Annotated in this window: 15 protein-coding genes and 2 rRNA genes; 6 read left to right on the top strand and 11 right to left on the bottom strand. The window is 65.3% G+C overall.

What is annotated here, in order from left to right; genetic code table 11:
* Positions 1–17: 17 nt before the first annotated feature.
* The 6 genes from ACVOMH_RS11530 to ACVOMH_RS11505 all read right to left on the bottom strand — a co-directional run bounded on the left by ACVOMH_RS11530 (position 18) and on the right by ACVOMH_RS11505 (position 4739).
* Positions 18–893: a cytochrome c oxidase subunit 3 gene (locus tag ACVOMH_RS11530; RefSeq protein ID WP_481552049.1), complete on the bottom strand. Its 876-nt coding sequence runs from the start codon at positions 891–893 to the stop codon at positions 18–20.
* Positions 894–915: 22 nt separating this feature from the next.
* Positions 916–1503 (bottom strand): cytochrome c oxidase assembly protein, encoded by a 588-nt coding sequence (locus ACVOMH_RS11525; protein ID WP_481552048.1) that lies wholly within the window; start codon positions 1501–1503, stop codon positions 916–918.
* Positions 1500–1634 (bottom strand): hypothetical protein, encoded by a 135-nt coding sequence (locus tag ACVOMH_RS11520; protein WP_275043996.1) that lies wholly within the window; start codon positions 1632–1634, stop codon positions 1500–1502. The genes ACVOMH_RS11525 and ACVOMH_RS11520 overlap by 4 nt, the downstream gene beginning before the upstream one ends.
* Positions 1635–1648: 14 nt before the next feature.
* Positions 1649–3259 (bottom strand): cytochrome c oxidase subunit I, encoded by a 1611-nt coding sequence (gene ctaD / locus ACVOMH_RS11515; RefSeq protein WP_481552047.1) that lies wholly within the window; start codon positions 3257–3259, stop codon positions 1649–1651.
* Positions 3260–3324: 65 nt separating this feature from the next.
* Positions 3325–4248 (bottom strand): cytochrome c oxidase subunit II, encoded by a 924-nt coding sequence (gene coxB / locus ACVOMH_RS11510; protein WP_481552046.1) that lies wholly within the window; start codon positions 4246–4248, stop codon positions 3325–3327.
* Between the two features lie 17 nt (positions 4249–4265).
* Positions 4266–4739: a DUF2244 domain-containing protein gene (locus tag ACVOMH_RS11505; RefSeq protein WP_054660081.1), complete on the bottom strand. Its 474-nt coding sequence runs from the start codon at positions 4737–4739 to the stop codon at positions 4266–4268.
* Between the two features lie 293 nt (positions 4740–5032).
* Between ACVOMH_RS11505 and putA the strand changes: the two genes are divergently transcribed.
* On the top strand, positions 5033–8251 hold the full coding sequence (gene putA / locus ACVOMH_RS11500; RefSeq protein ID WP_481552045.1) for a bifunctional proline dehydrogenase/L-glutamate gamma-semialdehyde dehydrogenase PutA: 3219 nt from the start codon (positions 5033–5035) through the stop codon (positions 8249–8251).
* A gap of 750 nt (positions 8252–9001) precedes the next feature.
* On the opposite strand, the gene ACVOMH_RS11495 is transcribed toward putA, so the two are convergent.
* Entirely contained in the window at positions 9002–10453 is a 1452-nt protein-coding gene (locus ACVOMH_RS11495; protein ID WP_481552044.1) for an outer membrane protein transport protein, read from the bottom strand.
* 216 nt (positions 10454–10669) lie between these two features.
* Here ACVOMH_RS11495 and ACVOMH_RS11490 point away from each other — a divergent pair, with 216 nt between their 5' ends.
* Complete coding sequence (locus tag ACVOMH_RS11490) at positions 10670–11362, top strand: rhomboid family intramembrane serine protease (RefSeq protein WP_481552043.1); 693 nt, start codon at positions 10670–10672, stop codon at positions 11360–11362.
* Between the two features lie 35 nt (positions 11363–11397).
* Positions 11398–11721, top strand: coding sequence for a DUF1820 family protein (locus tag ACVOMH_RS11485; protein ID WP_481552042.1), 324 nt, complete (start codon positions 11398–11400; stop codon positions 11719–11721).
* Between the two features lie 45 nt (positions 11722–11766).
* Here the strand turns inward: ACVOMH_RS11485 and ACVOMH_RS11480 are convergent, their stop codons facing one another.
* Both ACVOMH_RS11480 and ACVOMH_RS11475 read right to left on the bottom strand, forming a co-directional pair.
* Positions 11767–13185 (bottom strand): S41 family peptidase, encoded by a 1419-nt coding sequence (locus ACVOMH_RS11480; RefSeq protein WP_481552041.1) that lies wholly within the window; start codon positions 13183–13185, stop codon positions 11767–11769.
* A 109-nt stretch (positions 13186–13294) separates the two neighbouring features.
* Positions 13295–14575 carry a murein hydrolase activator EnvC family protein gene (locus ACVOMH_RS11475; protein WP_481552040.1) on the bottom strand — a complete coding sequence of 427 codons (1281 nt, stop codon included), beginning with the start codon at positions 14573–14575 and terminating at the stop codon, positions 13295–13297.
* Positions 14576–14684: 109 nt separating this feature from the next.
* Here ACVOMH_RS11475 and ACVOMH_RS11470 point away from each other — a divergent pair, with 109 nt between their 5' ends.
* The 3 genes from ACVOMH_RS11470 to ACVOMH_RS11460 all read left to right on the top strand — a co-directional run bounded on the left by ACVOMH_RS11470 (position 14685) and on the right by ACVOMH_RS11460 (position 17757).
* Positions 14685–15338, top strand: a complete 654-nt coding sequence (locus ACVOMH_RS11470) for a DUF4097 family beta strand repeat-containing protein (protein ID WP_481552039.1) — start codon at positions 14685–14687, stop codon at positions 15336–15338.
* A 59-nt stretch (positions 15339–15397) separates the two neighbouring features.
* Entirely contained in the window at positions 15398–17104 is a 1707-nt protein-coding gene (locus ACVOMH_RS11465) for a M28 family metallopeptidase (protein ID WP_481552038.1), read from the top strand.
* Positions 17105–17292: 188 nt separating this feature from the next.
* On the top strand, positions 17293–17757 hold the full coding sequence (locus ACVOMH_RS11460) for a PepSY domain-containing protein (protein ID WP_481552037.1): 465 nt from the start codon (positions 17293–17295) through the stop codon (positions 17755–17757).
* A 243-nt stretch (positions 17758–18000) separates the two neighbouring features.
* Here ACVOMH_RS11460 and rrf (ACVOMH_RS11455) read toward each other — a convergent pair.
* Together rrf (ACVOMH_RS11455) and rrf (ACVOMH_RS11450) are read right to left on the bottom strand one after the other, a co-directional pair.
* Positions 18001–18115 (bottom strand): 5S ribosomal RNA (rrf, locus tag ACVOMH_RS11455).
* A 126-nt stretch (positions 18116–18241) separates the two neighbouring features.
* Positions 18242–18356 (bottom strand): 5S ribosomal RNA (rrf, locus tag ACVOMH_RS11450).
* Positions 18357–18541 lie beyond the last annotated feature (185 nt).

Genomic DNA, 18541 nt, shown 5'->3' with positions numbered 1-18541 from the left:
CGCGGCCGGCGCATCGCCTACAGCACGTAGACGAACAGGAACAGCATCAGCCACACCACATCGACGAAGTGCCAGTACCACGCCGCCGCTTCGAAACCGAAGTGGTTGTCGCGGCTGAAGTGGCCCTTGGCCGCACGCAGCCACATCACCGCCAGCATGATCGTGCCCAGCGCCACATGCGCGCCATGGAAACCGGTGAGCAGGAAGAAGGTGGAGCCGTAGATACCCGAGCCCAGGGTCAGATTCAGCTCCTTGTAGGCGTGGATGTATTCCTCGGCCTGGAAGAACAGGAACACGCAACCCAGCACCACCGTCGCGCCCAGCCACAGCAACAGCTGCTTGCGTTTACCGGCCTTGAGCGCGTGGTGGGCAATGGTCAGCGTGATGCCCGAACTCAGCAGTATCAGCGTATTGAGCAGCGGCAGCCCCCACGCCGGAATGGTCTGGAACGCCCCGCCGATATCGCCGGGGCCATTGGTCGGCCACGCCGCCGAATAGCCGTCCCACAGCAGTTCGTTGGTCATCACCCCGTGACCTTCACCGCCCAGCCACGGCAGGCCCATCTGGCGGGTGTAGAACAGCGCACCGAAGAACGCGCCGAAGAACATCACCTCGGAGAAGATGAACCACACCATTCCCATCCGGAACGAGCCATCGACCTGGTGGTTGTAGTGCCCGGCCACCGACTCGCGGATGACATCGCCGAACCACAAAAACAGGGTGAAAACCATCATCGCCACCCCGGCGAAGAAGGTCCAACGCCCCCAGCCGGCGTCGTTCAACCAGCTGGCCACTCCCACCATCATCACCAGCATGGAAATCGAGCCGACGAAGGGCCACTTGCTGTGGCTCGGCACGAAGTAGACATTGGCATCAGAGGTGTTGTGGGCCATGGCTTGCTTCCGGGTCCGTGATCTAGGGGGCCGCATGCGCAGCGGTCGCGGTCGAGGCCGAAACCAGCTGCTCTGTCAGCGCATCATTCTTGAAGAACGTGTAGGACAAGGTGATCGTTTTGACGTCGGCCGGCAGGTCCGGATCAACGATGAAACGCACCGGCATGTCGCGCTTTTCCCCGGCCTGCAAGGTCTGCGCGGTGAAACAGAAACATTCGGTCTTGTTGAAGTAGCCCGACGCCCGTGCCGGCGCCACCGACGGCACCGCGCTACCGACCAGCGCGCGATCGCTGTCGTTGCGGGCAAAGTACAGCGCCTCGTTCAATTCGCCCGGCACCACATCCATCGTCAGCCGTTCCGGATGGAAGGCCCACGGCAGCTTGGAATTGACCCCGCCATCGAACTCCACCCGCACCGTGCGTTTGCTGGTGCCGGCCGAGGTCGCCGCCGGCGGGCTCGCACCGCGCTCCAGCCGCACGCCGAACACCTTCTCGCAAGCAATGCGGTACAGCGGCACCAGCGAGAAGGTCAGCACGAACACCGCCAATGCCACGCCAATCAGCCGGCCCATGCCGGCATTGCGCTCGGGTTTGGGCGCGGGCGTGGTCAATGCGCCAGAACGCCGGAAAGGATGAAACCGGCGTAGATCGCCACCGCCAACAGCCCCACCACCAGCGCGGTGCGGCGCGAGCGGCGGCGACGCAGCGCCAGCTCCTCAGGTTGCAATGGGCGAGGGTCCATCTGTTTCCCCTGTTTCAGTGGGTGACGTCATCGTGGGCCAGATCGCCCGGCTTGATGACCGGTGGCACGGTGAAGGTATGCGCCGGTGCCGGCGACGGCAGCGTCCACTCCAGTCCGCGGGCGCTTTCCCACGCCCGGGCCTCGGCGCGTTTGCCGTTGCGCAGCGAGCTCAGCAGGATCGCCGCCATCAGGAACGGGGTGACGAACATGCCGAACGCACCGATCGAGCTGACCAGGTTCCAGTCGGCGAACACCGGGTTGTAGTCGGGGATACGGCGCGGCATGCCCGCCAGGCCAAGGAAGTGCTGCGGGAAGAACAGCAGGTTGACGAACACCATCGTCCACCAGAAATGCACCTTGCCCCAGAACTCGTTGTACATGCGGCCGGTCCACTTCGGCCACCAGTAGTAGACCGCGGCGATCAGCGCCAGCACCGCGCCGGTGACCAGCACGTAGTGGAAGTGCGCCACCACGAAATAGGTGTCGTGGTACTGGAAGTCGGCCGGCACGATGGCCAGCATCAGGCCGGAAAAACCGCCGATGGTGAACAGGATCACGAAGGAGATGGAGAACAGCATCGGTGTCTCGAACGTCAGCGAGCCTTCCCACATCGTGCTGACCCAGTTGAACACCTTCACCCCGGTCGGGATCGAGATCAGCATCGTGGCGAACATGAAGTAGATCTCGCCCCCCAGCGGCATGCCCACCGTGAACATGTGGTGCGCCCACACGATGAACGACAGGAACGCGATCGCCGCGGTCGCGTAGACCATGGCCTGGTAACCGAACAGCGGCTTGCGGCTGAAGGTGGGGAGGATCTCGCTGACCACACCGAACGCCGGCAGGATCATGATGTAGACCTCCGGATGGCCGAAGAACCAGAAGATGTGCTGGTACATCACCGGGTCGCCACCACCGGCGGCATTGAAGAAGCTGGTGCCGAAGAACTTGTCGGTCAGCAGCATCGTCACCGCTCCGGCCAGCACCGGCATCACCGCGATCAGCAGGAACGCGGTGATCAGCCAGGTCCAGCAGAAGATCGGCATCTTCAGCAGGTCGATGCCAGGTGCGCGCATGTTCAGTACGGTGGCGATGATGTTGATCGCGCCCATGATCGAGCTGACACCGGCGACGTGGATGGCGAACACGCTGAAGGCGACGTTGTAGCCGCCCTGCAACGACAGCGGCGGGTACATGGTCCAGCCGCCGGCCGGTGCGCCGCCCGGCAGGAACAGCGTCAGCAACAGCAACGTGAAGGCCACCGGCAGCAGCCAGAACGACCAGTTGTTCATGCGCGGCAGCGCCATGTCCGGCGCGCCGATCTGCAGCGGGATCATCCAGTTGGCCAGGCCGACGAAGGCCGGCATCACGCCGCCGAAGATCATCACCAGCGCGTGCACGGTGGTCATCTGGTTGAAGAATTCCGGCTTGACGTACTGCAGCCCGGGCTGCGCCAGCTCCATGCGGATCACCACACTCATCGCCGCGCCGACGATGAACATCAGGAAGCTGAAAAGCAGATACAGCGTGCCGATGTCTTTGTGGTTGGTGGAGAAGAACCAGCGTTCGAAAAAGCCCTGTTGGTGCCCGTGGTGATCGGAGTGCTCGACTGCGGAATTCGCCATTGCAACTACACCTCGTTATCCGTTTTCAGGCATCGCGCCGGCCGTCACGCCGGCACGCTGGAATATCAGGCACCGCTGGCTTTTGGCGCGGGCGCGGCTTCGGGTTGCGCCGGGGCGGTCTCGGGCACGGCCGGTGCGGGCGCGGGGACGTCCGGCGTCGCGGCAGCCGGCTTGCGCGCGGCCAGCCAGGATTTGAATTCGTCTTTGGACACGGCCTTGACCACGATCGGCATGAAGCCATGATCCTTGCCGCACAGCTCGGCGCACTGGCCGCGGTAGACGCCTTCGCGTTCGATATTGGTCCAGCGCTCGTTGATGAAGCCCGGCACCGCGTCCTGCTTCCAGCCCAGGGCCGGCACCCACCAGGCGTGCACCACGTCATCGGAAGTGATGACGAAACGCACCTTGGTGTCCACCGGAAGCACCAGCGGGTTGTCCACCTCCAGCAGATAGTGCGGATCGGTGGCCATCGTCGGCACCGCACCGCTCTGGCGGATCTGGTCGGACTTGCGGTCCATGCGGCTGGTGAAGGCCACATCCTCGCCGAGGTATTCGTACTTCCACATCCACTGGTAGCCGGTGATTTTCACCGTCATTTCCGAGTCGCGGTAGTCGTACATGGCGATCAGTTTGGCGGTGGCCGGCCACGCCATCACCACCAGGATGATGATGGGAATGACGGTCCAGATGATCTCGGCCTTGGTGTTGTGCGAGAACTGCGCCGCCACCGCCCCTTTTGACTTGCGGAACTTGAAAATGGCGTAGGCCATCGCCGCAAACACCAGGACGCCGATCACCGCGCATACCCACAGCGCGACCATGTGGGCTTCCCACGCCATCTGCGCGGTATGGGTAACCCCCTTGCCCATGTTGAGCTGCCATGGCGCGGGATCGGCCGATTGCGCCCACGCGCTTGAGGTCGCCAGCCCCGCGGCGGCAACGACCAATGCGGATTTCAACGCCCCACCCCACCTGCTGCTTTGCTTCATTGCCTAGACCCTTGACGTCATCGGTTGCAGCCGTTGCCGGTTGCGAGCAAGCCTTCAAGTGTCACCGCAAGTTCCCGACGTTCGGCGGGTGCGAGGAAACTCCCCACTTCGACCCGCCTGCCGCTGGAAACCAGCAGGACCCGTTCCTTCTCGGCAACCACGCGGACCCAGTAAGGGTGCGCGCGGAATACCGGTGAACTCCCGGCCGCGAGGAGGACCTCCACGCAGTCCGGTCCTACCCGGATCTCTTCCCGGCGCTCGCCGCTGCGCCAGACCGCACGCAACGCCACGCCCACCAGAAAGCTGTGCAACAGCGCGAAAGCCGGAGCGAGGCGGTTACCGGACCACCAAGCCAGGCTGGCCGTGAACCACATCAATCCTGCCAACGCGGCGAACAACTGGACGAACTGCCGGGCCGTAAGCGCCCGTGGGGGATGCAGCACCAGCTGCGCATGTGAGCCATCGGAAACTGACCGAAGCACCTGGATCATGTCGCAACCGCGTCCATACCGCGGATAACGATCTGGATGGTAGCCGTGCCCAATCCCCCCGGCAAGCTTGCATTCATCATCGTTGCGAATGCTGCATTGCACACAGGGATCCCCGCAAAACCCCTTCAAGCCCGTCATTAAAAATGACGGAATCGGCACAAATAACGGAAAACTCGTGAAAGCCGCCCAATCCGCCTGATACCAGTGGTTTACAGCTCCGTTGCAGCGCCCTGAGGCACTGGGAAAAAGCCTGTATCCGATTAAAATGGTCAAATCCCACTGTGGTCAGGCGCATGAACTCGACTCCTCCTTTTGATGCTGCATCTTCGCTGCCGACAGGCCCGTGCCTGCTCGCGCCGGAACTTCCGCCGACGCCTGCCGCGTTGCGCCAAGCCATCACCGATGCCTGGCTCAAGGACGAAGCCGGTCATGTGCGCGAACTGCTGGAACAGGCCCGCCTGCCGGCCGCCGAACAGGCGCAGATCCAGGCAACCGCCGCCGATCTGGTGCGCCGCGTGCGCGCCCGCGCCAGCAACCAGGGCGCCATCGAAGCCTTCATGCGCCAGTACGACCTGGGCAGCGAGGAAGGCGTGCTGCTGATGTGCGTGGCCGAAGCCCTGCTGCGCATCCCGGATCAGGAAACCGCCGATAAGCTGATCCGCGACAAGCTCGGCGAGGCGGACTGGAAAAAGCACATGGGCCAATCGGACTCGGTGCTGGTCAACGCCTCGACCTGGGGCCTGATGCTGACCGGGCACCTGGTCGATCTGGCCGATGCCACCAAGCGCGACGTGCATGGCGCCTTCAAGCGGCTGATCGGCCGCGTGGGTGAGCCGGTGATCCGCCTGGCTGTGCGCCAGGCGATGAAGATCATGGGCCACCAGTTCGTCATGGGCCGCACCATCGACGAGGCGCTGGCACGCTCGCACAAGGGCGACAACAGCAACTACCGCTACTCCTTCGACATGCTCGGCGAAGGTGCGCTGACCATGAAGGACGCGCGGCGGTACCTGGAAGACTACCGGCGCGCCATCCACGCGATCGGCAAGGACAACCTGGCACGCGGCGGCAAGGCCGATGGTGACGTCACCACCTCGCACGGCATCTCGATCAAGCTCTCGGCGCTGTACCCGCGCTACGAACATGCCAAGCGCGAACGCGTGCTCAAGGACCTGGTGCCGGGCGTGCTGGAACTGGCACAGCTGGCCAAGTCCTATGGCATCGGCTGTACCGTCGACGCCGAGGAAAGCGACCGCCTGGAGCTGTCGCTGGACATCATCGAGGCCGTGGTCAGCGATCCGTCACTGAAAGGCTGGGAAGGCTTCGGCATCGTCGTGCAGGCCTACCAGAAGCGTACGCCGTACACGATCGATTACCTGGCCGACCTGGCCCGCCGCATCGGTCACAAGCTGCAGGTGCGTCTGGTCAAGGGCGCCTACTGGGATGCGGAGATCAAGCGCGCACAGATCGACGGCCTGCCCGGCTACCCGGTGTTCACCCGCAAACAGAACACCGACGTGTCCTACATCGCCTGCGCCAAGCGCCTGTTCGGCCACCGCGATGCGATCTACCCGATGTTCGCCACCCACAACGCGCACACCATCGCGGTGATCAAGCAGATCGGCGCCGGCCACACCTACGAGCACCAGAAGCTGCACGGCATGGGCGATGACCTGTATGCCGAGGTGATTCCGGCCGACCGCCTCAATGTGCCGTGCCGTGTGTACGCACCGGTCGGTTCGCACGAGGACCTGCTGCCGTACCTGGTGCGCCGCCTGCTCGAGAATGGCGCCAACTCCAGCTTCGTCAACCGCATCACCGATGACGAGGTTTCGATCGAGGATCTGATCCGCGATCCGGTCGAGGCGGTGTCCTCGTTCGCGTCCATTCCCCACCCGAAGATCCCGCTGCCCATCGACCTGCTGCGCAGCCAGAACCACGACAGGACCAATTCCATGGGCATCAACCTCGCCAACGACAACGACCTGCGCGCGCTGGCCGGGCAGCTCACTGCCGCCATCAAGCCGTGGCACGCCGCCCCGCTGGTGCCCGGCGCCACCGCCACGACCGCCGCACAGCCGGTCACCAACCCGGCCGACACGCGCGAGGTGGTCGGCCAGTGGCAGGCCGCCGATGCCGCCACCGTGCAGCAGGCGTTGAGCAACGCCGTAGCCGCACAACCGGCCTGGAACCGCACCCCGGCCGCCAGCCGCGCCGCCATCCTCGAGCACGCCGCCGACCAGCTGGAAGCGCGCATTGCCGAGTTCATGGCGCTGTGCGTGAAGGAAGCCGGCAAGAGCCTGCCCGACAGCATCGCCGAAGTACGCGAGGCGGTGGACTTCCTGCGCTACTACGCCAAGCAGGCACGCGAGCAGTTCAGCCACGCCGAGAAGCTGCCCAGCCCGACCGGCGAGAGCAACGAGCTGCAGCTGCATGGCCGCGGCGTGTTCGTCTGCATCAGCCCGTGGAACTTCCCGCTGGCGATCTTCCTGGGCCAGGTCAGCGCCGCGCTGGCCGCCGGCAACAGCGTCATCGCCAAGCCGGCCGAGCAGACCAACCTGGTCGGCTACTACGCGGTGAAGCTGCTGCATGAGGCCGGTGTGCCCGAAGGCGTGCTGCAGTTCCTGCCAGGCGATGGCGCCACGGTCGGTGCCGCGCTCACCGCCGATCCGCGCGTGGCCGGCGTGGCCTTCACCGGTTCCACCGAAACCGCCCGCGCGATCAACCGCGCGATGGCCGCACGCGATGCCGCCATCGGCGTGCTGATCGCCGAGACCGGCGGCCAGAACGCCTTCATCGCCGACTCCTCGGCGCTGCCCGAGCAGATCGTCAAGGACGCCATCGGCTCGGCCTTCACCTCCGCCGGCCAGCGCTGTTCGGCCGCGCGCGTGCTGTTCGTGCAGGACGATATCGCCGATAAGGTGATGACCATGCTGGCCGGCGCGATGGCCGAACTGAAGATCGGTGATCCCGGCCTGCTGTCCACCGACGTTGGTCCGGTCATCGATGCCGATGCGCTGCAGATCCTCACCGACCATGCCGCCCGCATGGACCGCGAAGCGCGCCTGATCGCCGCCGCGCCACTGTCCGAGGCCGCCGCACACGGCACCTTCTTCGCCCCGCGTGCCTATGAGCTGAAGGACCTGAACCAGCTGCACAAGGAGATCTTCGGACCAGTGCTGCACGTGATCCGCTGGAAGGCCGACCAGCTCGACGCGGTGATCGCGCAGATCAACGCCACCGGCTACGGCCTGACCCTGGGCGTGCATTCGCGCATCGACGAGACCGTCGAGCGCATCGCCAACGGCGTCCACGTCGGCAACGTCTACGTCAACCGTAACCAGATCGGGGCAGTGGTCGGCGTGCAGCCGTTCGGCGGCCAGGGCCTGTCCGGCACCGGCCCCAAGGCCGGCGGCCCGCACTACCTGCTGCGTTTTGCCACCGAGAAGACGGTGACGGTGAACACCACCGCCGCCGGCGGCAACGCCTCGCTGCTGACCCTGGGCGACTGAGTCGGCCGCAGCACGGAAGCAACGAAGAACCCCGCGAAAGCGGGGTTTTTTGTTGTCCATCCAGCTCCGCTCACAGGCACGCCCCAGGCCCCGGCGGTGGTCGATCGAACCGATCCGATCACTGGACCGCCGCGTATCGCCACGTATCGCCGCGTTAGCGCTGACGGCTGCTGCGGCCGAAGCCCGGCGTGTACTCCAGTTCCACGCGGCCCCCGCGAGCGGGGCAATCCGGAGGCGCGGTCCTTGAAGGTCTGCGGCCGCTGGTCGATTTCGACCTCCCGATCCTTGAAGCCGACAACGGTGTCGTCACTGAAGCCGTCATCGTCGATCACCGGCCCGCTCTGGCCGACGTGGTGAGGGCGCGCTGCTGCCGTTGACGGCAACGGGCTGGCCCGCGAGGGGGCGGAAAATCCCCCACAGGATCGAAGCAGCCGTCATCACCGGCCGGTGGGGATCGCCGCCTCAGGCCGCGCTGCCGCAGCGGATCGTCACCTGCAACATCCGGCCGCTGGATGCGCACACCCGGATCCCGTGGCCCCGCCGTCGGAAGTGATCCCCATGCGGGCTCACCTGAGCACAGCGCGGGGGCGTTGTCGATCAGCACCTCCGCGATCGACAGCCCGCCTGTCGTCCCGCCGGCGCGATGCCGGCCGTCCGTTCCGGCGGCCAAAAAAAACCCGGGAGAATTTCTCCCGGGCTGCGTTCTTCGGTGGCACACGGCTACGGCAAAGTGCGCCGCGCCACGCCCGATCAGAACTTGTAGTTGACCGATGCGGCGAGGATGTCGCCACCCACGTCGTACTTGCCCTTCAGCGTGCTGCCGGTGGCCGAGACGATGTTGATCGCCGGCTCGTTGGTGAACAGGTGGGTATAGCCGAAGTTGAACTCGGTCTTCTCCGACGGCGTCCAGCCCAGACCGAACGACAGCCACTTGCGGGTCACGTCCGGCACCTTGACGTCACGGTGCGCATAGCTGGTCGGGGTTTCGTCATAGGCCACGCCACCACGCAGGGTGATGGTGTCAGACAGTTTGTACTCGGTACCGATCGAGCCGAAGGTGGTGTCGTTGTAGCCGAATTCCAGCACGTTGTCGGGCTGGTTCGATGCGAAATCCACGGTCACCTTGTCGAACGACGGCTTCCATGCGGTACGGGTCACATCGCCCATCACCGTCCAGCGGTCGTTGATCCGGTGGGTGACGCTGGCGGTCAGCGACGCCGGCAGGGTCAGGGTAGCCTTGCCGCTGGTCGGTACGAACAGACCGCTGCCCGGCATGCCGAGGGCGACCTGCACCGCCGGCGGCACATCGAACTTGCCCTTGCCGCCGGTGATCTTGTGCTCGACCTTGGAGCGATAGCTAAGCGCGATATTGGTGTCTTCGCTCGGGCTGAAGGTACCGCCCAGCACGTAACCGACCGCATTGTTGTCACCTTCCAGCGAGGCGTAGCCATCGGCGCTGCCCGGGTAGAAGCCCTGCTGCGCCGCAGCGCCAGAGGCCTGGCGGGCAGCGTTGGCAGCTTGGGCCGGAGTGCCACCGGCGGCCAGCACTGCCGCGGCGGCCTTCTGCTGCGCGGCGCCGTTGACCACGGCACCGAAGTCCACCGCGTTGGTCAGCTCGATGGTCAGGTGCTGCACGAACACGCTGGCACCAAAGGACACATGCGGGTTGACGTCATAGGAGAATGCCGCGCCCAGATCGACCGCCTTCAGGTCGGTGGTCACGCCGTGGTAACGGCCCACCCAGTCCTTGTCGTAGTCGGTCTTGAAGCCGAACGGCGCGGTCAGCGACAGGCCGAAGTGCATGTTGTCGTTCTCGCCGAACGGCACATGGAAATAGGCCGCCGGAACCGGCGCAATCATGCCGGCGTCACCGCCGTTGCCGCCGCTGACCGGTGCACCGGTACCCGGGCCGCCGGTGCCGTTGTAGCGGGCGTCGAACTTCTCGAAATCGGCCGAGAAGCTGATGGCGCTCAGGTCCGCCTGGAACTGGCGGCCGTCGAGCAGGCGCATCGAGGCCGGATTGGTGGCGACCACAGACGCATCACCCCAGGCGCTGGTGGAACCGGCAAACGCACGGCCCAAACCCTTGGCGCTGTTCTCCTTGAGCTGGAAGGCGGCAGCATCGGCGTTGCTGAATGCGAGGGCGCCGGCGATGCCGACGGCCAGAGCGGTGATGCGGGCAATCGAGGAAGCGGTATGCATGTTGGAAGCTCTCTCCTGGAACTGATGAAAAGTCGTTGATGCGGGTGGCATTAACGGACTGCAGTAATAGCTTGACGATGAGCCGGAGACCCCTCCCGACATACCACGCCGTATGCAGTATCTCCCAGCTTGCTTAACTAAACAATAACGGCACCGAATTCAGTTTCCTGTTCCGAATGAAGCGCTTAGGCGAGGAACCGATTACGCTTCCGGCATATGTTCCTTTCCATCCCCTCCCGTAAGAAGCCCGGCCTGCGCTGGGCGGTGCCAGCGCTGGTTACCGTCACCTGGATCGCCTTCCTGTGGTCGATCTCCCGACCGACCGAGGCCTGGCGGTCGCTGTGGATGAACTGGGGGGCGCTGTCCACCGGTCTGGGCAACCCGCAGGAGGTCTGGGCGGCGCTGCGCGATGGCAGTGCGTTGCGGCTGTTCACCGCGCTGTTCCTGCATGCGGACTGGTCGCACCTGCTGGGCAACCTGGTGTTCCTGCTGATCTTCGGACTGCCGGCCGAACGCGTGCTCGGGCCATGGCGGCTGCTGCTGCTGTTCCTGCTCGGTGGCGCGGCCTCCAACCTGGCCGCGCTGTATGTGATGGACACGCCGGATCAGACCATCATCGGTGCCAGTGGCGCGGTTTCGGCATTGCTGGGCACCTATCTGGCATTGTTTCCCGGCGCCCGCCTGGGCGTGGTAGTGCCGCTGGGGCTGTTCCTGGAATTCGTCCGCGCCCCGGCATTCCTGCTGATCGGCGTCTGGGCCGCACTGCAGGTGGTGTTCGCCTATATCGGCCCCAGCTTCGGCCAGGTGGCGTGGTCGGCGCATCTGGCCGGCTTCCTGTTCGGTATCGTCTACGGCCTGTATGTGCGCGCGGCCATCGCCCGCCGTCTGCGCAAGCGCCAGGGCTTCTAGCGCCCGGCCCCTGCGGCGGATTCTATAATCGCGGCATGAGTAGCAAACCGCTGTACAAGGTCACTTTCCTCAACCACGGCAAAGTCTACGAGCTGTATGCCCGGCGCGTGGGTGGCAGCCATCTGTGGGGCTTCAACGAAGTGGCCGAACTGGTGTTCGACCGCCACGACGGACTGGTGGTGGACCCCACCGAAGAGCGCCTGCGACAGGAGTTCGGCGACACCCGGGTGTTGCACCTGCCGATGCAGAGCATCGTACGCATCGAGGAAGTGGAGAAGAAAGGGCAGTCGGCGATCCGCGATGCCAGCACCGGCGAGAAGGTGGTCACTCCGTTCCCGCTGCCGGGCAAACCGCGCTGAACGGACCTGCGGCGGCCCCGGCAACATGCAGGGCCGCCGCGACGCTTACTTGTCGCCGTCGCTGGCCGGCACGGCTTGTTCCGGCTTGGTGGGAGCCTCCGGCTTGGCCGGGGCCGCAACCGCGGGCTTCGTCGCGGCGGCTGCGGCGGCCGGTTTGGGCTTCACTGCCGCGGCAGCCACCGAGCCGGGATGCTTGAGCTCGCGCAACGCCGCCTGCACCGGCGCATCGCCCGGCAACACCACCCCGGCCTTGCTGCCGGCCGCCTCGTCATCGCCGCGCAGGTGCCCGGGCAACTTGGCCTCGCTGTAGTCGGCCAGGCTGGCCGGCAAGTCCTTGGGCAGATCGGCCGGATCGGGCTGCAGCTCCACGTCGGGGATGATGCCGGTGGCCTGGATGGATTTGCCGCTGGGGGTGTAATAGCGCGCGGTGGTGAGCTTCACCGAATCACCGTTGTCCAGCGGCAGCACGGTCTGCACCGAGCCCTTGCCGAAGGTGCGGCTGCCGACAATGCGGGCCCGCTGGTTGTCACGCAAAGCGCCGGCCAGCACTTCGGAGGCGCTGGCCGAGCCGGCATCGGTGAGCACCACCACCGGTGCGCCCTGCATGAGGTCGCCCGGAGTGGCATCGAACGTCGCATCGCTGATGGAGATGCGCCCGCGCGTGCTGACGATGCCGCCCTTCTCCAGCAGGTCGTCGGCCACCTGCACCGCAGCGGTGAGCAGGCCGCCCGGATTGCTGCGCAGGTCCAGCACCAGCCCCTTGAGCTTGCCGCCGGCCTGGGCCTGCAGCTGCGCCACATGCTTCTGGAAGTCGCTGCCGGTATCGGCCTGGAAGGTGCTGATGCGGATATAGCCATAACCGGGCTCCAGCATCTTGCTGCGCACGCTGGTGACGCGGATGGTTTCGCGGGTGACGCTGACGTCGAACGGCTTTTCGCCCGCGCGCTCGATGGTCAGCACCACCGAGGTGCCCGCCGGGCCGCGCAACGGCTCCATCGCCTCGATCGCACTGATCGGCTGGCCATCGATGGCGATGATCAGATCACCGGCGCGCAGGCCGGCCCGGGCCGCCGGAGTGTCATCGATCGGCGATACCACCTTGAGCGTGTCTTCCTGCTGCTGCAGTTCCACGCCGATGCCTTCGTAGGCGCCGGTGGCCTGCTCGTCGAACGCCTGCGCGTCTTCCTTGTCGAAATAGGTGCTGTGCGGATCCAGCTCCAGCAACAGGCCGCGTACCGCCGACTGCATCAGCTTCTTGTCGTCGACCGGATCGACATAGGCCGCACGCACCGCGTTGTAGACCCCGACAAAGCGGCGGATCTCATCCAGCGGCACGCGCGAGGTGACCGACTCCTTGGCATCGGGATCATCGGCGCTGACGGCCTTGTCCGGGGCGCTCTGTGCCAGCGCGACCGCAGGAGACAGGGCGAACAGCAGGGCTGCAGCAAGACGGGCTACGCGCATGAACCACTCCATGAGAAAACAGGCCCGCGCCCGAAGCGCGGTCGTTTCGATTATGCGCGATGCCCGGCTAAATTCCCGTTGAACCGGCGCCGGCGGCGCTCAGCCTGGGTTACTGGCGCTGCAGCCAGGTGGCCGGGTCCACCGGCTGGCCATGGCGGCGCAATTCGAAATACAGCGCGGTGGTGCCCTGCCCACCGGAGTTGCCCACCTTGGCCACCGCATCGCCGCGCTTGATCCGCGCGCCGGCATCTTTGAGCAACGCGTCGTTGTGTGCGTACAGGCTCAGGTAACCGTTGCCGTGATCGACAATCAGGATCATGCCGTAGCCGGTCATCCAGTCGGAAAACACCACGGTGCCATCGGCCACCGCGGTGACGGTGGTTCCGGCCGGGGCACCGATCAGCACGCCGGTGCTGCTGCGCCCGTCGGGCAAGCGGCCGCCATAACGGGCCAGCAGATTGCCCGACAGTGGCCAGCCCAGTCCGCCGACCTTCGGCGCCGGTGCATTGGCCACCACCCGTGGCGGCGTTTTGCCCGCAGGCGCACGCGGACCGGTGCGTGTTGAACCGGCTCCTGTCGCCGCTTGCCGGGATTGCGCGGTGGCGGCTCGCCGTGCCGCGGCTCGGCGCTCGGTTTCGGCACGCGCCGCGGCGGCACGCAGGTTGGCCAGCACCCGCTCCAGCGAACGCGCATCCTGGCCCAGCGCCTTTTCGCGTTCGCTGCGATCCTGGTAACGGCGCTCCAGTTCCGTCAGCATCGTCGCCCGCTGGTGCCGGTCACGTTCCAGCGCGGCGACCTGCTGGCGTTGTTGTTCGCGCGCCTGTTGCAACTCCTGGCTGCGCGCCAGAATCTGCTGCTCGGTTTCACTCAAGGTCCGCAGGTCCGCGGTCAAAGCACTGATCGAGCGCGCCCGCTCGCGCTGCAGGTAACGGTGATAGGCCAGCTCGCGGTTGGCATCGGCCACGGTATCCTGCGACAGCAGCAGCTTCAGCGGTGCGTGCGTGCCCAGCTGATAGGCACCACGCAGCAAGGCGGCCAGTTGCTGGCGCTGGCGGGCCAGACCGCTCTCCAGCTCGGTTCTGCGCTGCTGCAGCGCGGCCAGTGACCGCTGCTCACGCGCTACCGCCGCCTCGGCCTCGGCCACCGCGCGGGCGCTGCGGGCGACCTTCTGGTCGGCCTCGCGCAACTGCTGGTTGACCTGTGCCCGCTGTTCTTCCAGCTGCCGGCGCTCCTGGGAAACGCTCTTCAGTTCGCCGCGCAGCTGCTGCAGCTTCTTTTCCGTATCGCGCGGCGCGGTCTGCGCCAGCAACGGCCCGCTCACCAGCGCCAGCACCAGCAGCCAGCTGCCACGCCACTGGGGCGGGACCGCTGCTTGACCGGGGCGGCGCATGTGGAAAGTCGGGCGCAATGCGGTTCCAATGACTTCAGGCAGGTGCGGATTGTAACCAAGCGTGGTGCCATCGGCTCCGGTCCATCGGAATACCCCTCCTGGAGGTCGCATGAAACGTGTATTTCTGCTGCTGGCCCTGACAGCCACCACCCCGCTGGTCCTGGCCGCCGATGACATCAGCAAGGTCAATGGCAGCATCCACACCGAGGCCAATGCCAGCTATGGCGATCTGGATACGGTCAACGGCAGCATCCAGCTGGCCAGCGGCGTGCAGGTGCGCGGCGTGGAAACCGTCAACGGCAGTATCCGCATTGAGGACAACGTGCAGGCCCGGGCGATCGAGACGGTCAATGGTGGCATCCGCGCCGGCCGCAACCTGGTACTCGAACGGGGTCTGGAAACGGTCAACGGTGGCATCTATGTCGATCGCGGCAGCCGTATCGGCGGCGATATCGAAACGGTGAATGGTGCGATCGGGCTGGTCGGCACCCAGGTCGGCGGCGACATCGAAACGGTCAACGGCGACATCACCGTCGGTATCGATTCGCATGTCAAAGGCGGCATCAAGGTCAGCCGCCCCTCCTTCAACATCTCGCTGACCGCACCGCGCAAACCGCGCATCGTCATCGGTCCCAATGCGGTGGTCGAGGGCGCGCTGGTGTTCGAACGTGAGGTGACCCTGTACGTGCATGACACGGCCCGCACCGGTCCGGTCAGTGGCGCCACGGCGCAGCGCTTCAAAGGTGAAAGTGCGCCGCGCTGAGCAGGCAGCCGGCGTGCATCCCGCCTAGAATCGGGTATCGAACGCAAACCGGAGTTTTCATGCATCGCAAATTGTTGTTGTGCCTGGCCGCCAGCGCCGCGCTGGTCGCCTGCAAGCAGGAGGCGGCCGCACCGCCGGCCACCGCAGCGCTGCCGACCGCGGTCCCGGCGCACGCGTTCGCCAGCGCCATCAATGCCGCCGACTTCGCCGAGCTGGTCAAGACCCTGGCCTCGGATGAGTTCGAAGGCCGCGCGCCAGGCAGCAACGGCGAGGAACTCACGGTCAACTACATCCGCGACCAGATGCAGCGCATCGGCCTGCAGCCGGGCAACGGCGACAGCTGGTTCCAGGACGTGCCGATGACCGAAACCACCGCCGATCCCAACACCGTGCTGAAGATCCAGCGCGACGGCACGGTGCAGGAACTGACGTTCGGCACGGACATGGTCATCGGTACCCGCAGCGGCCAGCCGGAAATCAAGATCGCCGACAGCGACCTGGTCTTTGTGGGCTACGGCGTGGATGCCCCCGAACAGGACTGGAACGACTACGCCGGCCAGGACTGGACCGGCAAGACGGTGGTGATGTTCGTCAACGACCCCGGCTTCCATGTCGATGACGCCAAGCTGTTCGACGGCAAGCGCATGACCTATTACGGGCGCTGGACCTACAAGTTCGAGGAAGCCGCGCGCAAGGGTGCTACGGCCGCACTGATCGTGCACGACACCGCCGGTGCCTCCTATGGCTGGGACGTGGTGAAGAACTCCTGGGGCGGCGCGCAGTACGACCTGCCGGCCACAGAGGACAAGGAGCCGCGCCTGCAGGCACAGGGCTGGCTCAGCGCCGACGCGGCGCGGCAGCTGTTCGCCGAAGCCGGGCTGGATCTGGACAAGGCCTACCGCGATGCCAGCAAGCGCGGTTTCAAGCCCGAACCGCTGAAAGCCAAACTGTCACTGGATCTGAAGAGCACCATCGCGCAAAAGAAGTCGCGCAACGTGGTGGGTGTGCTGCCCGGCGGCAAGCGCGCCGACGAAGCCGTGCTGTACATGGCGCACTGGGATCACCTGGGCAAGCACGAGGGCGAAGAAGGCGACAACATCTACAACGGTGCGGTGGACAACGCCACCGGCGTGGCCGGCATCCTCGAGATCGCCGACGCCATGGCGCACCAGCCCACGCCACCGGAACGCTCGGTGGTATTTCTGGCCGTCACCCTGGAAGAATCCGGGCTGCTGGGTTCGCAGTACTACGTGAACCACCCGACCTTCCCGCTGGACAAGATCGCCGGCGTGATCAATATCGACGCGATGTCGGTCAATGGCCGTGCGCGCGACATGACCGTCACCGGGTTTGGCAGTTCCGAGCTGGAAGACATCCTCAAGCCGCTGGCAACCGGGAAGGGCCGTACGCTGCATGCCGAAGAGGCCGTACAGAGCGGCTTCTACTTCCGCTCGGACCACTTCAACTTCGCCAAGGCCGGCGTCCCCGCGCTGTACGCAGACGGCGGTGAAGATCTGGTCGACGGCGGCACCGCGGCAGGCAAGCGTGCCGCCGAAGCCTATGGAAAGGAGCGCTACCACGGGCCCAAGGACGAGTACGATCCGGCGACCTGGAAGCTGGACGGCGCAGTCGAAGACCTGGAACTGCTGTACGGCGTCGGCAGCCAGCTGGCCGCCGGCGATGCGTGGCCGAACTGGTACGAAGGCAACCCGTTCAAGGCCAATCGCGACGCGATGATGAAGAGCAAGCCAAACGGCAAGCCCTGAGCTCCCCACCGCTCCACTCAAACGGTGCCTTGATGGCGCCGTTTTTCGTTCTGCGACGCCAGCGCATGCCCTGAAGCCGCCGGCTTCATGAGACTGAACAGTGCACATCCCCGCAACACCTCCTTCACCTGGTCTGCGAGCCGTGGCACCCAACATTGCCCGTGCCACCCATCAATGGAGAACGAGCGATGCATTTTCGGATCCTCACCACTTCCCTGCTTGTTGCCGCTTTCGGCGCCACGGTTCCGGCCTATGCGCAGAGCGCCTCCAGTGATCCGGCCGCCGGCAGCAACGGTCTGACCCAACGGGAGGTCAGGACCCTGCTGGAAGAGCAGGGATACCGCGACATCAAACAGATCCAGTTCGACGATGGCCTGTGGGAAGCCCATGCGGTCAGCGGCAACGGCAAACGCCTGGAAGTGAAAGTGGACCCGCTCCGCGGCCGGATCTATCCCGAAGATGGCACCGCCGTTTCACGCATGAACAAGGACGAGATCCATGCCTCCCTCAGCGCGCAGGGTTTCTCCAATATCCGCGACCTGAAGTTCAAGGACAGTCTCTGGCATGCCGAAGCCGACAATTCCAACGGCCGCAAAGTCGAGCTGCGGATCGACCCGGAGGACGGCACGATCGTCACCGCCCGCAATGACTGAGCCTGCCGCCGTGTCGAGCGCTCACACCGACCCGCTCTTTCACATCACCGCCCCGGGTATTGCTTCTCGCTGGGCGCATGCGGTGCGGATGCGGCAGCGGGCGCGCTGAACGCCATTTTCTGGCGGCGTTCCCCCAAGCCCGGCCGCTGCCGGGCTTTTTGTTGCCGGCGTCCTTTACGGCCTGCAGCAGGGCGTGGCGCAATAAAAAACCCCGCTGCGTGAGCAGCGGGGTTGGGGTGTAACTCCTGACGATGACCTACTCTCGCAAGGCTTGAGCCTCACTACCATCGGCGCGGCTGCGTTTCACTTCCGAGTTCGGGATGGGATCGGGTGGTTCCACAGCGCTGTTTTCATCAGGAAGACGGTTGGAGCAGCGCAGTGCGCCGGCTCGGATGCGATTTCCGTTCAGTTCCCACCACGGGTGCGGAAGGAGCCTGGTAAAAGCAAATCCCCGCTGCATTGGCAGCGGGGATTTCAGTAAAAACCCTGGCGATGACCTACTCTCGCAAGGCTTAAGCCTCACTACCATCGGCGCAGCTACGTTTCACTTCCGAGTTCGGGATGGGATCGGGTGGTTCCATAGCGCTAGTTTCACCAGGGAGACAGTTGGAGCGTCGCCGGCTTTTCATTCGAGCAACCGGGAGTGATCCCTTGGTTACTTGAGCAAAAAGCGCATAAAGGCGCTCAGTCTCACGTTTGGTCTTGTGACGTAGCGTGCACTTGGATCTATCGACATGTCATGTCGGCCAAGGCAACTTGAGGTTATATGGTCAAGCCACACGGA

The sequence above is a fragment of the Stenotrophomonas sp. STEN013 genome (assembly GCF_056760355.1).
This window is presented reverse-complemented; position numbering and strand designations above follow the sequence as displayed.

Excerpts from the sequence above, each read along its gene's own strand:
- ACVOMH_RS11460 (WP_481552037.1), top strand. The coding sequence starts at position 17,293 with ATGCATTTTCGGATCCTCACCACTTCCCTGCTTGTTGCCGCTTTCGGC.
- ACVOMH_RS11490 (WP_481552043.1), top strand. The coding sequence starts at position 10,670 with ATGTTCCTTTCCATCCCCTCCCGTAAGAAGCCCGGCCTGCGCTGGGCG.
- ACVOMH_RS11475 (WP_481552040.1), bottom strand. The coding sequence starts at position 14,575 with ATGCGCCGCCCCGGTCAAGCAGCGGTCCCGCCCCAGTGGCGTGGCAGC.
- putA (WP_481552045.1), top strand. The coding sequence starts at position 5,033 with ATGAACTCGACTCCTCCTTTTGATGCTGCATCTTCGCTGCCGACAGGC.
- ACVOMH_RS11465 (WP_481552038.1), top strand. The coding sequence starts at position 15,398 with ATGCATCGCAAATTGTTGTTGTGCCTGGCCGCCAGCGCCGCGCTGGTC.
- coxB (WP_481552046.1), bottom strand. The coding sequence starts at position 4,248 with ATGAAGCAAAGCAGCAGGTGGGGTGGGGCGTTGAAATCCGCATTGGTC.
- ACVOMH_RS11485 (WP_481552042.1), top strand. The coding sequence starts at position 11,398 with ATGAGTAGCAAACCGCTGTACAAGGTCACTTTCCTCAACCACGGCAAA.
- ACVOMH_RS11480 (WP_481552041.1), bottom strand. The coding sequence starts at position 13,185 with ATGCGCGTAGCCCGTCTTGCTGCAGCCCTGCTGTTCGCCCTGTCTCCT.
- ctaD (WP_481552047.1), bottom strand. The coding sequence starts at position 3,259 with ATGGCGAATTCCGCAGTCGAGCACTCCGATCACCACGGGCACCAACAG.
- ACVOMH_RS11520 (WP_275043996.1), bottom strand. The coding sequence starts at position 1,634 with ATGGACCCTCGCCCATTGCAACCTGAGGAGCTGGCGCTGCGTCGCCGC.
- ACVOMH_RS11470 (WP_481552039.1), top strand. The coding sequence starts at position 14,685 with ATGAAACGTGTATTTCTGCTGCTGGCCCTGACAGCCACCACCCCGCTG.
- ACVOMH_RS11495 (WP_481552044.1), bottom strand. The coding sequence starts at position 10,453 with ATGCATACCGCTTCCTCGATTGCCCGCATCACCGCTCTGGCCGTCGGC.
- ACVOMH_RS11530 (WP_481552049.1), bottom strand. The coding sequence starts at position 893 with ATGGCCCACAACACCTCTGATGCCAATGTCTACTTCGTGCCGAGCCAC.
- ACVOMH_RS11505 (WP_054660081.1), bottom strand. The coding sequence starts at position 4,739 with ATGATCCAGGTGCTTCGGTCAGTTTCCGATGGCTCACATGCGCAGCTG.